Annotated in this window: 13 protein-coding genes; 4 read left to right on the forward strand and 9 right to left on the reverse strand. The window is 63.5% G+C overall.

The genetic code is table 11. The features are described 5' to 3' along the window. The first annotated feature begins 3 nt into the window (after positions 1 to 3). From OK015_RS19710 to OK015_RS19720, 3 genes are read left to right on the forward strand one after another with little or no spacing between them, the layout of a single operon-like run. Positions 4 to 771, forward strand: a complete 768-nt coding sequence (locus OK015_RS19710; RefSeq protein ID WP_268125654.1) for an SDR family NAD(P)-dependent oxidoreductase — start codon at positions 4 to 6, stop codon at positions 769 to 771. Continuing rightward, entirely contained in the window at positions 768 to 1,814 is a 1,047-nt protein-coding gene (locus OK015_RS19715; RefSeq protein WP_268125655.1) for an acyl-CoA dehydrogenase family protein, read from the forward strand. The genes OK015_RS19710 and OK015_RS19715 overlap by 4 nt, the downstream gene beginning before the upstream one ends. Continuing rightward, positions 1,811 to 2,044 (forward strand): hypothetical protein, encoded by a 234-nt coding sequence (locus OK015_RS19720; protein WP_268125656.1) that lies wholly within the window; start codon positions 1,811 to 1,813, stop codon positions 2,042 to 2,044. The genes OK015_RS19715 and OK015_RS19720 overlap by 4 nt, the downstream gene beginning before the upstream one ends. Before the next feature lie 7 nt (positions 2,045 to 2,051). On the opposite strand, the gene OK015_RS19725 is transcribed toward OK015_RS19720, so the two are convergent. The 8 genes from OK015_RS19725 to OK015_RS19760 form a co-directional block, all read right to left on the reverse strand. Beyond that, the gene (locus OK015_RS19725) at positions 2,052 to 3,443 is read right to left on the reverse strand and encodes a wax ester/triacylglycerol synthase domain-containing protein (RefSeq protein WP_268125657.1); all 1,392 of its coding nucleotides are present in this window, start codon (positions 3,441 to 3,443) and stop codon (positions 2,052 to 2,054) included. A 33-nt stretch (positions 3,444 to 3,476) separates the two neighbouring features. Beyond that, positions 3,477 to 4,484, reverse strand: a complete 1,008-nt coding sequence (locus tag OK015_RS19730) for an alpha/beta fold hydrolase (protein WP_268125658.1) — start codon at positions 4,482 to 4,484, stop codon at positions 3,477 to 3,479. Positions 4,485 to 4,948: 464 nt separating this feature from the next. Beyond that, a complete protein-coding gene (locus tag OK015_RS29080) occupies positions 4,949 to 6,604 on the reverse strand; it encodes a PEP-utilizing enzyme (RefSeq protein WP_326498491.1) in 1,656 nt (551 codons plus the stop codon). A 174-nt stretch (positions 6,605 to 6,778) separates the two neighbouring features. Next, complete coding sequence (locus tag OK015_RS19740; protein ID WP_268125659.1) at positions 6,779 to 7,786, reverse strand: hypothetical protein; 1,008 nt, start codon at positions 7,784 to 7,786, stop codon at positions 6,779 to 6,781. Between the two features lies 1 nt (position 7,787). Beyond that, entirely contained in the window at positions 7,788 to 8,057 is a 270-nt protein-coding gene (locus tag OK015_RS19745) for a cytochrome C oxidase subunit IV family protein (protein ID WP_268125660.1), read from the reverse strand. A gap of 3 nt (positions 8,058 to 8,060) precedes the next feature. Next, positions 8,061 to 8,663: a cytochrome c oxidase subunit 3 gene (locus OK015_RS19750; RefSeq protein WP_268125661.1), complete on the reverse strand. Its 603-nt coding sequence runs from the start codon at positions 8,661 to 8,663 to the stop codon at positions 8,061 to 8,063. Then, entirely contained in the window at positions 8,660 to 9,397 is a 738-nt protein-coding gene (locus tag OK015_RS19755) for a hypothetical protein (RefSeq protein WP_268125662.1), read from the reverse strand. The genes OK015_RS19750 and OK015_RS19755 overlap by 4 nt, the downstream gene beginning before the upstream one ends. 166 nt (positions 9,398 to 9,563) lie before the next feature. After that, a complete protein-coding gene (locus OK015_RS19760; protein ID WP_268125663.1) occupies positions 9,564 to 10,607 on the reverse strand; it encodes a hypothetical protein in 1,044 nt (347 codons plus the stop codon). A 209-nt stretch (positions 10,608 to 10,816) separates the two neighbouring features. Here OK015_RS19760 and OK015_RS19765 point away from each other — a divergent pair, with 209 nt between their 5' ends. Then, positions 10,817 to 11,455: a TetR/AcrR family transcriptional regulator gene (locus OK015_RS19765; protein ID WP_268125664.1), complete on the forward strand. Its 639-nt coding sequence runs from the start codon at positions 10,817 to 10,819 to the stop codon at positions 11,453 to 11,455. Between the two features lie 36 nt (positions 11,456 to 11,491). Here OK015_RS19765 and OK015_RS19770 read toward each other — a convergent pair whose 3' ends face one another. Continuing rightward, on the reverse strand, positions 11,492 to 13,111 hold the full coding sequence (locus tag OK015_RS19770; protein WP_268125665.1) for an FAD-dependent oxidoreductase: 1,620 nt from the start codon (positions 13,109 to 13,111) through the stop codon (positions 11,492 to 11,494). Between the last annotated feature and the right edge of the window lie 63 nt (positions 13,112 to 13,174).

The following is a 13,174-nucleotide window of genomic DNA, read 5'->3' on the forward strand; positions in this document are numbered from 1 at the left end:
CGCATGCAGATTGAGGGAATCAGCGCGGTCGTCACCGGAGGCGCCTCCGGTCTAGGGCGCGCGACCGTGGAACGGCTTGTCGGATCCGGTGCCGCCAAAGTGATCATCGCCGACCTGGCATCCTCCGACGGCGAGACAGTCGCCAAGGAGCTCGGCGACACCGTGCAGTTCGTCGCCGCCGACGTGCGCAGCCCAGACGACGTCGGCGCCGCGATCACCGCGGCCGTCGAGGCGGGGCCGCTTCGGGCAGTCGTGCACTGCGCGGGACGCGGCGGTCCGGTGCGTGTGGTCAACAAGGACGGCTCGCCCGGCTCACTGGAGACCTACTCCGAGGTCATCGGGATCAACCTGATCGGCTCTTTCAACGTGCTGCGCCTGGCCGCTGCGCAGATGGCGACCAACGAGCCGGTCGACGGTGATCGCGGGGTGGTCATCATGACCGCATCGGTGGCCGCATTCGAGGGCCAGATCGGTCAGATACCGTACGCGTCGTCCAAGGCCGGCATTGTCGGCATGACAATCGTCGCGGCGCGCGATCTGGCGTCCAAGGCGATCCGCGTATGCACCATCGCGCCCGGCACATTCGACACGCCACTGCTGGCGAAGGTCTCCGACGAGGTGCGGGCATCACTGGCAAAGAGCGTGCCGCACCCAAGCCGGCTAGGTCTGCCCGACGAGTTCGCTCGTCTGGCCTTGTCCATCATCGACAACGGCATGCTCAACGGCGAAACGATTCGCCTCGACGGGGCAATCCGGATGGCACCCAGGTGATTTCGAGCCGCCGGCGTATCTACGGCGACGATCACGAGGCTTACCGCGACAGCGTCAAGCGATTCATCGCCAGTGAGGTCGTACCGCACCTGGACGAATGGCGCCGGGTCGATGGCCTGCCGCGCAGCATCGTCTCAGCCGCCGGCGAAGCGGGGTTTCTGGGCACCGCCGTACCCGAGGAGTTTGGCGGCGGCGGCGCCGACGATCTCGGCTTCCTGGTCGTCCTCATCGAGGAAGCGGTCGCCGCCGGGGCGACGGGTCTGGCTCTGCTATTAGCACTGCAGGCCGGCGTCGCGATTCCGTTCTTGCTCGAGCACGGCAGTTCGGCGCACAAGCAGCAGTGGCTGCCGGGGCTCACCACCGGTGAATTGATCGCGGTTCCCGCACCTGCCACGTTGTCCGGTGTCGCTGCCGCGCGCATCGCGGACGCGCTGCTGGTGCACAACGACCGCGACGGCGTTGTCCTGGTCACCCTCGACCGCCCCGGTGTCGTCGTCACCCCAATAGACGAGAACCTAGCCGGACGCGACGCAGGGCTCGCAGACGTGACACTCGGTGACGTCGGCGCGAACACCGACCTGATCTACCCGACCACGCCGTGTCGCGACCTCGACCTGTGGTTTGCCGTGCTGGCGTTGGCTAGCGCGCGCACAGCGATGGCGTTGGCGGTCGATTACGTGCATGCCAGAAAGGTCTTCGGCCAGCCGTTGGCGGAATTCGAAAACACCCGATTCCGCCTGGCCGAGCTGTGGGCCGAACTGGCCAGCCTGACGGTCTTCGTCGATTCCTGCGTGCAGGAGCGTGGTACCGGTGCACTCGATGTCGCCGATGCGGCGGCCGCACGCCTGACCGCGAACAGGGTCTGCGGTCAAACGGTCGACCAGGCACTGCAACTGCACGGCGGATACGGGTATATGCGTGAATACCCGATCTCACACGCCTTCGCCGACGCTCGTTTCCTCCAGGTGATGGCCTCGGCCTACTCCAATCCCCGCGAAACGCTGGCATCGACCGTGACTTTGGGTGTTGTATCGCAGCAGTGAATACCTGCGATCCGCAGACCACCCTGGATGCGATCTCGCACAACGCATTTGCCGTCGTCATGATCGGTGGCTTGTCCATCGTCGCCCTGTTCGTGTTCGTCATCGGGGGCGCCCGGATGGGACAACACGACCGGATTTATCCGATCGCTTTGTGGATGACCACGCCGTGGTGGCCGCACGACCCGCTGCGGCACCATTTACTTCGTGGCATTCACACCCCGGCCGGTTAGAGGAGCTCTAGCCCAGCGCGAGGATTTCGTCGAGACTCTCTCGCATCGAGTTCCACAGCAGGTCCAGGTCTTTGAAGACCTCACCATCGGCGTTCATCGCGATACAACACACGCCGCAATGAGTGCACATGGCCGAGGTCAAAACGGTACCCGGCAAGGGCGCGAAGACGAACATCCGGTCGAAGCGCGCTCCAGCCATGTAGCGATCCTCGGCAATACCTGGCCATGAGCTGGTGGTGAGGACTGCTCCGCCGACTGCCCCAAGGATTGCCGCCGCCACACCCGAGGGGGTGCGGTTGAGAATCGGGGTGATGGCGCCAAGGAAACCCAATGCGGGTTCGGATCGCACTTGACTCACCCGCTCGCGCATCGCGCGGATCCGCTCGGCGGGATCCTCCACGCCGGAGGGCACAAGAAAATATGCCGCGGCAAAGTCGTTGCCACCCGTGGCGTTCTCCGCGGTGCGCATGGCCACCGGCATGGAGATCGGAACATCTTGCAGTTCCTCGCCGTTGGCGCTGCAATACCGCCGGAGCCCTCCGAGCAGCGCACTGACGAATGCATCGTTCAGCGAGCCGCCAACCGCCTTAGCCGCACGTCGCAAGTCGTCGAATTCACACTCCATGGTCCCGAAGCGCCACATCCTTCGGGCCCCGCCACGAAGGACCTTGGACGGATTCTTCGGTGGCGGTCCGGCCACCCGCGCCAATGAAGACACGTAGTCAGCCGTCGAGCGAAGGTTGCCGACCGCTTTAACAACGGCGCGTCCGCCCCCAAAAAGAGCCTTCGGGGTAGCGACAATTTGTTCGGCTAGCTGCTGAGCTGCCACACCGATCGCACTGCGCCGTACCGGCTCGTGCGGCGGCGAGGGTTTGTCGGGTTGATGCTTCCGACCCGTGTTGAGGACACGCTCATGCAACCGGGCCAGCGCCAACCCATCCATGAAGACGTGATGGGCGTGCATAACGTAAGCCGCGCGCCCGCCTTCGAGCCCTTCCACCAGATAGCCTTCCCAGGGCGGGCGAGAACGATCCAGCGGCGTCAACCCGATCGTTTGCGCGAGTTCGAGCAACTGACTCTGCGCACCGGGCGCAGGCAGTGACACATGCCGCAGGTGGAAGTCGAGGTCGAACAACGGGTCGTCCTCCCACATCGGTGGCCCCACCGGAAGCAGCGGATCAACCACTCGCTGCGCGAAGCGCGGAACGATCTCGACGAACCACTCGTGAGCGGCCCGAAGCCGGTCCCAATCGGGGACCGAGTCGAGCATCTGAACTACAACCCCAGACCATGCACCCTGCGGGTGCCGATCCGTGCGCCACATCAGCGCATCCAGTTCGGACAACACCGGGTCTCGACCCCAGTTCTCCAAGTCGGACCAAAGTTCATTCCTGTTCATCTCGACCGCTCCCCTCCCAAAGCCGTTTCCCGCCTAGCAAATACGGACGCCGAGCTGACCTCTGTCCCCACCGAGTGCATCCGTTGTAGAGTCTGTCGAGGCTTGGCCAGCCATCGGATTGCGGGTGAAATCGGCTATGAGAGACGCGGTCTCATCGGGCTTTTCGAGCATCGCGCAGTGCGCAACGTCGTCGAGGACGACCAGCCGCGCATGAGGAATAGCGTCCGCCAGCTGGCGGCCCGACGACAGCGGAACGATTCGGTCGTCGCGACCCCACAGCACCAATGCAGGACCGCGGACAGTCTCAGGCGTGGCCTCTGCCACAGCTTTTCCCGCGGCTTGCATGCCGGCGATGAACCCCGGAGCCGCCATCCGCGGCACCAACTCGTCGGCTAGCGATCGCGTGATGCAGCGCGGCTCGGTCACGGCGAGTGCGAAAAACGCGGCCCGCAAGTACCGCCACCGCGCGACAACCCGCGGCACGGCGGAAAACCTGAACACTCGGTCAAAAAGCCGGAATCCCAACAGGATTACACGCAATCGCACCGGGCCGATGACGTTGCTCCCGGAGTCGATCAACATCAAACCGTCGACCCGTTCGGGGTGGTCGCATGCAACCTTGAGTGAGACGAGGCCTCCCATCGAGTGGCCCACGATTGTCGCCCTCGCCAGGCGCAGCTCATCCAGCAGCCCGATTACCGTCGCGACCTGTTCCTCGAAGACATCCCCGGTGGCCACCGGGTCTGATGCACCGAACCCGGCGAGGTCGAGCGCGATCACACGGACGTGACGCGCCACGACGGGTATGACGCGCAGCCACCATTGCCACGCTCCACCCTGACCGTGCACCAGCACCACCGGCCGACCCGCTCCGAGGTCGACGTAGCGAACGTGTCGCTCGCGTACATCGGCGTCATGAATGTGGGGGGCCCAATCGATTTCCGCCCACGCACGGTCGGCACATTCCCATTGCTCAGTGTCGGAGTTCGCCCGGTGGCGGCGGCGCAACCTTTGGCGCCAGTGCCTCACGCTCCGCGGCATCACCGTTCCCCCGACCATCGTTCGATAGATTTCCGATCGTTCACATCAGTATTCCGCGCAATAATATATGTGGTGCAGAATTAATCAATGCTATAAAGGAACGATCGTTCGCGCAATTCTCTACGACGGGCTATGCCCCGCGGTCGATCTGAGGTTTCGGCGGCCAGCGCCGCCGAGGCGGACGCATCCGCCGAGCCGCTCCACTCCGCTGGCGACATGTCCGGCGAACATGCTCGTCTGCTCTACGAAACAGGCGACGCCGCATTACAACGAACACCGCGCAGGCCTGGCGGCGTGCTGCGGTATCCGGGGATCGCCAGGTGCAATAGAGCCTCGGTGTTCTGCGCGACCTCGCACAGTGTTGGTGGCGAGTGGCCGCCGAGGCAGGACATGCCGGAGCGCAACACAACCTCGGGGCCGAATGCCAAGACGGAGGCGCACCGCGCGCAGCCGAGCGCTGGTTGTCAGGGCTTGAGGATCTCCACTCGACCGGTTGTGCCGTCCACCCGAACCCGCATGCCGTCGCGCAAGACGGTCGTTCCGGTGCGGGTGCCGGCAACGCACGGGAGACCCAATTCGCGGCACACGATGGCGGCGTGGCTCATCGCACTGCCCACGTCGGTGACCACCGCTTCGGCCAGCGGGAAGAGGGAAGCCCAACTGGGATCTGTCGCCCAGCACACCAACACGCTACCTTCCTCGATATCGGCTTCGTCGAGATCGCGAACGACGCGGACAATCCCTTCGGCCACACCGGCACTCACCCCTAAGCCCTCGAGCGTGCCGGGCCTTGAACCTGCCGGCACGACGTCGACGGCTGGCCCGGTGACCTCGATAACCGGCGTGCCGCGCCAGACGTGGGGCAGCGCAATCCGATCGAACATCGCATGATGGGCGCGGCGACGGCTGACAAGTTCAGGCCAGCGATCACGGTCCTTGCCGGCGATTTCGTCGATGGTCAGAAACCTGATATCGGTGGCGTCCCCGAGTACTCCGGCATCGGCGAGATCACGCCCGACTATGCGCGACGCGGCCCGTGCGACATCCACCGCCCGTAACATGCTGGCCCGCCCGGTCTCTCGCCACATCGGCGCGTGCGCGGCAAAGCGGACGAGAGCTGTGGCGGGGATAGACCGGACGGGACCGAGAGCCCGCTGCAGTCGCGCGACGGCAGCCGCATGTTCGCGCCGCCGTCGCGCCACAAGCTGATTCACATCCTCGGTGCGGTGGCGCGAACGGTAGGTGGCGGCAAGTTCGACAACGGGCCGCGAATCCTCCCGCCACACCGTCGATTCGACCAAACCTTCGCGCGGACCATGATAGCCGTGCCGATGCAAAAAGTCCTCGATGGTGATTGCATTGTCCGACAGCTGCCACAGGTCCCGGACCAGATCGAACTCGGCAGTCCCCTCGTCGCTCTTGATGAGCTCGTTCTGCAAACCTTCGAGCCCGGCGTTGGTCGCCATCGTTTCGACTCGACCCATCACCCCCTGGCATGCCATCGACAGCACCATGTGGATGACCAGAATCGTCTCGAACCGGCGACGCGCACCCACGAGCGCGGCCACCGCCAGATCGCTTGCCAGTGCCTCGGATTCGAAGACCGTTGCTCGCCACCATCGGGTGGTTTCCTGCGCGCACGGATCGAGTTCGCGCATCGCACGTCGTAGGGCGACGGGAAACTTCGCCAGGACGAACGGGTAACGACGCATCTTGCCCAGGCCGGTGGGCTCCGGGTCGCCGCCGCCTTGCACCGAACCGAACAGCTGCGCCTCCATCAACGCCGCCGAGCCGCCCGGCACCCGTGCCGCCATTCGGCCCATCTGATCGAGGTTGGCGATGGCGTGACCATAGGCGACAGACAGAAAGCGAGCATCGACGTCGTCGGGAATCGGCCGCTGCGATCTAGGCAGCACACCGAGATTTACCCAGCATCCGCGCATCGTGGCCTCGGTCGGCGGGAAGTACATCGACCAAGTCAGCGGCGTGACGGTTCCAGGCAAGCCCTCATCGACATTTGCCGTGGTCCAACGCAACCTCTCCCCCGGACAGTGGACCGGGCTGCTTGCCAGGTCTTCGGGAGTCAGATCCGTGGCGGGTTGCGGCTGGGTCGACGGCATGTCAGCGCTCCCCTGCCAAGGCGGGCACCATCTCGGTGAGCGAAGGCATGCCGTTGATTATAATTGCGATTAAATTCAAGCAGATACGGTATCGCGCGTGTTCTACTTCTTCTGCCCAGCTTGTTTGATCAGCCGGCAGATCTCCGCTGAGGCCGGATGCTGGTCGAGACGTTCCTACTGAAGTCGCTGAGCGGTCAATGAGCCCCGCAGCAGTGCGCGAGCCTGTTCAGTCGGCAGGCAGGACCAGTCCTCGCCACCCGCGGTAACGCCGTCGAACGTCCACTCCATCCCCGCGCATAGTTGATAGGTGCGGTCATAGACCGGCCATACCAACGTATTCAGGCTTGTCCCGGTCGCATCGAGCACGCGGCCGCAGTCGTCCACGGCGTGCAGTTCAGCGCGCTGGGGCCGCAGATCGGATCCCCGCTCGGTGACACGGCAGGTCCCGCCGGTAATCAGCCCGCTCACGCCGTCTCGGCAATAGAAGCCGAAGGCGACGGTGTCGTCGACGCCGAGCACCGCATCGTCGGCGGGCGGATGGTTGCTCACCGAAAGCACCGAGAAGTAGTTGCGCTCCGAAGCACAACACCACATCAGCTCCATCCGACGCGCCGCGGTGGCGTCGCGCGGACCCCACGACCGGTCCCGGATCGCCGGATGATCCACCGAAATCGTCTCGCCGCCGACGTAAACCGTGCCGGTCATCCGGCCGTACTGCTGATAGTGACCGTTGGTGTAGCCCTCGGACTCCGTCGTCCAACCATCAAGGCCTTGGTTCTGACCGAACGCGTAGGGAGCACTGAGCTTACGCCACTCGAGATCGAGGTCCAGCGCACCACGGTGACGAATTCGGAAGTGCCCGAAGGGTTCCAGCATCTTCACCGAAAGCCCGTTGTCGAGGGTGAAGTCGAACATATCCGCGCCCGAGGGCAATGCGAGGTGCCGGTTGTAGTCGTAGCCGAGGCAGTCGTACTCGCTACTTCCGGAGGGATCCCAGACCTTCACGCCGCCGGCGGACAGCTTCATGTTCGGCCGATGGAAAAAGTACACGTAGATCGTGGTCCGGCGCTCCGGCAGAATGACGCCGAACCAGCTGCTCTCGTTCCAATGTGGATGATCGCTTCGGGCATGAAAATGCTCGTCCGCGGCATCGATCGCAATCGCATGCGTCGGCTCGGCCATCTCAAGGCCTGACGAAGGCATCGAGTGCTACCAGGACCACGAAGACAACAAGCACGTACCCCTCGAACAACGCCCGCAGAGCGCGCGGGGCGACTCGCAGATCCATGAAGTGGATACCGATGAGCCGCACCTTGAACAACGCGATTCCCACGATGATCACCGCGCCGACGGAAGCGAATCCCGCCCCTTGCTCGACGCCAACCAGAAACGAGCCGAAGGTCAACGCCAGCAACAACACCCACACTAAGGTCACCCGACGAGTTTCGGTCATCGTTCACCTCACCAAATAGAACAGCGCGAACAGGACCACCCACAGCAGATCGACCATGTGCCAAAAGATTCCGCCGGTCTCGCACAGCCGGGACTGCTTTTCTCCGAATTCCGGCTGCCGGATCACCACCATCAGCCGGCTCAAGACGGCCAGGCCAATGAGCACATGCAGCAGATGAATTCCGGTGAACATGAAGTAATACGAGAAGAATTCGCCGCTGCCGACCCCTTTGCGCGCGGCGAACAACTGCGTCCACTCGAGCGCCTTGACAACGACGAAACCAACGCCGCAGCCCAACGCCACCGCGATTGGCCGCCGCGCACCCTCGCGCTGCCCGGCCAGAACCCGCTGGACGGCCAGGACCACGAGCAACGAACTAGATAGCAGCAGAACGGTATTGATCGTTCCGAGCGCTACATGCAACGCGGCGTGATCGCGCGCAAATATCTCGGGGTTCTTGCCGCGGGAATACATGAAGGTCGCAAAGAACAAGGCGAACACCGTCATGTCGCCGAGTACGAAAACCCAGATTCCCTCTTCGCCAGGGATACGCCGGGCTCGATCGGAGACCACATCCTGGGCGTCCGATCGCCGTATCAAGGTCATCGCTGCAACTGACTCCGTCGCGGTTCGTCCTCGGTCGCCATCGCGGACACTGAGTTCTCTTCTATGGCTGCGATGCTCACCCACAGCTGCCACGCCATGATCAAGAACCATGCTCCGAAGAAGACCGCCACCAACCAGAACGCGAGCAGACCGTTCCAGGCAAAGACGCCGTTCTTGAACAGCACCACCAAACCCCCTGCGGCAAAGATGAATCCGCACCAGACATTGAAGTAGCCCAGCCATCGGGGCCAGACCTCACGTGCGGCACCGAAGACTGCGAATCCAATCGCCAAACACTGGATGGTGGCGGCCGGCCAGTTCATCACGAACGGCAGCCAGCCGAGGTCGTTGAGCGCCTGGGTTATCTGTGGATCGCGCTCGGGACGGTACGACGCCGCGGCGAAGAAGAAACACGGCATGATGATCGCGACCACCGCGAGCCCCACCCCGACGAGTTCGGTGTAAGCAAGCGCGGAGTACCGGCCTCCCTCCATCTGACGGATCCGAACCGCAATGAGGGCACCAAACGGCGCCTGTAAGCCCGATGCGGCCAGCAGTAAGACGAGTCCCAGCCGTTTCAGGCCGGTATTCGTCGACCAGAACTGGGCAATCTCAGCGGCATTGCGCATCGGTGATACCGGCGGCAGCAGACCGATCATGATGATCGCCGGAAACAGCAACAGCACGAATGCTACGCCGCAAAACGCCATGGTCTTCTGAATGCCCTGTGTCATCGCAGAACTCCCTTGTTCCCGAGGGGCACAGCAAAAATCCCCAGTTCACAACACATCTCGGTCAACGATCCTCCCCTGCGCAAGCAGCGGGAGCAAGAGTGCGGCCAAGCGCCCACGCGTCGTGGGTCGCCGAGCGCTGCCCCGCACGACCCACGACGCCGGCGGCTTAGACCGAGGCTTCGTGCCGACGCGGTTTGGCGCCGGTGGCGTCTCCGAAGACTATGGTCGGGCCCACTATGAGCGCCTGATTTGGATCCTCGGGGTTGGTGGCGATCCCGTCGCCGGCCTTCACGCCGCCTTCCTCGCACATCTTCTGCCACATCGCCATCCGCGTTGAGCGCTTCGGCGTCAGCTTTCCGTACGCGAAGATCCGCCACAGCGTCCAGTTCGGCGCCGGCAGCGACTGTGGCCGCCCGACGAGCTTGTGCAGGACGAACATCCAGCCGACCATCATCGCCATCATGACTGTCGTGGCTACCCAGCGCGCCGCGACCGGCAGCGTCGAGTTGTGCGCGAGCAGGTGAATCCAGCCGATCCCGAAGTAGGTCATCATCATGCCGGTAGGCGCAACGAGCAGCAACCACAGTTTGTGCGCGCCCTTCAGGCGCGGTACCGCGAAGGCCAACATTGCGCCGATGGTGACGAATGAACCGCCGTTGATGAAGCCCCACCAGTAAGGGAAGTTGAGGAACTTGTACGGCTGCACGCCGTAGTACTCGTAGGTCCGCAGGTTGATGCCGATCGTCTCCATCAGCGCATCGGTGACGATGCCCAGTCCGAGCATCATGACGAAGTGCTTGGCATGCGCGCCATTGCGGATGACGAAATAGCAAAAGTAGGCCTCCAGGCCGAGGAACGCCACGTAGCACAGCGGGATGAGCGCGGGCACGGTGATGCCGAAGTTGGTGAAGGCCGGTACCAGGTTCTTGGCCCAGTGCAAATGGCCCAGCAAGTCGAGCATGGGTTCGCACTGGCTACAAATGAATCCGCTGGCAATGACGAGCAGAGGAATGTAGTTCTTGCTCCGCACCGCCGCCCTGATCGCCCACGGCAGCGCAAAGATCACGGCGGCCGCGCCGGCGACGAAGAAGAAGGTGAGTTGGGCCGGAGCGCTGGCGATGAAATCACCGGGACTCGGCTTGATATTCGGGGGCCAGCCTTCGTCACCCACCAGCGGCCACCAACTACTACTACTCAGCATCACACTCATCGATATCGGACCTTTCTGGCTACCAATGTCTCGCACCACTGCTGAAGTGCCGCTTTCCTGCCAGTAGCGACTGGCAAACCCCCGCGGCAGCTGTGTACCAGCTCACACTAACACGGTGTTCAGACATCATGTATACCTGCGGTCAAAAACGCTTACATTCTTTATGTGGGACACGATCCGATGAGTAGATCGCCTGTAAGGTTTCGGCGATGACCGAATCGACGCGACGAGCGGTCGGTCGACGACGAGTGGCGGACACCGACACCTCTGCTGCGGAAAGCATCTTCTCGGCCACCGCGCGTCTGTTGGCGCAGCAATCGTTCAACGACATCAGCGTTGCCCAAATCCTCACCGAGGCGAAGATCTCGAGAGCGACTTTCTATTTCTATTTCGCCTCGAAGTTCTCGGTGCTGAGCGCGCTGCTAGAGCGCGCAATGGACGACATCTTCGAGACCGTGCAGCCCTTCCTTGCCCGATCCCCTGACGACTCACCGACGGTCGCCCTGCAGCGCAGCATCCGGGCCGTCACGCAGGCCTGGCATCGCCACCGCGCGGTGCTGCAGGCGGCCAATCACCATTGGCACGCGGAGCCGGAGTTGCGCACGCTGTGGTTGGGAATCACCGAACGTTTCATCTCGGCCGGGGCGGCCGAGATAGACCGAGAACGCGCCGCGGGCATCATCACCTCCCCAGTACCGAGCCGAATCCTCGCCGCGACCCTGTTCTGGGGCACCGAAAGAGTGCTCTACATCGCGGGACTGGGAGTGGAGCCGGCTCTCGCCGACGAGGAGGCCGCCGTCGACGCGTTGGTCACCATGTGGCGCGGCACCCTGTACGCACCCGCATAGGTCCGCGGCATTCATTCTGGGACCCAACGATTTAGCTCAGGTGGAGCTGACGGTGCGCACTGTAGCGGCGCTCAGCATGTCGGCGAGATCGACAAACTTCACCCGGGGCCGGTCGGCGTGCTGGCCGCGCTGACGCTCAGCGGCGTCGATGGCACACCATCCCTGCCAGTCCACCGGGTCGCAAACGCGTTTGGCGAGCAGGGAATCCAAGGCCGCCTGGTCCCCAATTTCCCGATTGAGCAAACCTGCATCGAAGTCTTCCCACAGCTTGGTCACCGACTCTTCGGCGCAACTCCGATTGGTCCCGATCACCCCACGCGAACCGCGTTTGATCCACCCGGTGACGTATACACCCGGGACGGGCAGCCCATCATCGTTCAGGACACGACCGTTGTCATTCGGCACCACACCGTTGCCACTGTCGAATGCAAGGCCATCGATCGGTGCCCCCCGGTAGCCGACCGATCGCAGGATCAATCGAGCCGGGATCGTCTCCGTTTCGCCGCCCGGGTGTCGCACGTGCAGACCTCGGGCGTGGTCGTCACCAGCGACTTCCAGCGGAGAAGTGCGGAACCGGAAGATAATTCGCTTGTTTTCCGGCTGCCGCGGGCGGTGCGCGAACTCGCGGGCGATCTCGAGCTTCATGGCCGTCTCGACATCGTCGTCGGGAAGTGACTCCAGGCCATCGCCGTCGATGACGATGTCGACTCCGGGCAGGTGTCCCAGCGCTAGAAATTCGCCGACCGAAAACGCAGCCTCGCGGGGGCCACGGCGGGCAATGATCTGAACCTCGCGAATCATGCTGTTTGCCAAGCTGTCCAGCGCATGTTCGGCGATATCGGTCTGCCTCAGTTCCTCGGGCCCCGTGAGCAAGACCCGAGCCACGTCCAGCGCCACGTTGCCGTTGCCAATGATGACGGCCCGCTCCGCGGATAGGTCGAACACATGATGGGCATGGTCGGGATGGCCGTTGTACCACCCGACGAAGTCGGCGGCCGCGTGGCTACCTGGCAGGTGTTCTCCGGTGATGCCGATCTCCCGGCTCAGCGAAGCCCCCACCGCATAGATCACGGCGTGATGATGCTCTAGCAACTCTTCGTGCGTGAGATCCTGCCCGATCGCGACATTGAGGTGACAACGCAGCGTACGGCTGGTGAGGGCGGGATCGAAGACCTCGACGACCGCCTTGGTGTGTTGGTGATCCGGTGCCACTCCGGCGCGGACAAGTCCGAAAGGCGTGGGGAGGCGCTCGAATAGCGCGATCTCCACCCCGCCGACGCGAGCCAGGGCGTTGGCCGCATAACAGCCCGACGGGCCCGCGCCCACGATGGCTACCCGCAACGAACCGTGTCCTACTGCCGCGTGGCCACCGTCGCGAGACGGCAGGTCCATCGTCAGCGGTGCATGTTCGAAGTAGCGTGCGTTGATGTCACGGAACCGCTCTAATTTGGCCGGTAGATCTTCTTCGTAATAGATCGCGTCGACCGGGCACTCCTCTGCGCATGCGCCGCAGTCGATGCATGTCGCGGGATCTATGTACAGCATCTCGGTGTCAGTGGATTCACCGGCCCCGCCCGCGGGACGGATGCAGTCGACTGGGCATACGGGCACGCAACTCGCGTCCTTGCAGCAGTTTTGGGTGATAACAAAAGTCACTGCGTCCTAGTCCTTCATCGACACTGCGGCGGCCCAGCGGTTGTTCGCCGCTTCGGCGAGTGG

This window comes from Mycobacterium sp. Aquia_216 (genome assembly GCF_026723865.1).
Lineage (GTDB): Bacteria > Actinomycetota > Actinomycetes > Mycobacteriales > Mycobacteriaceae > Mycobacterium.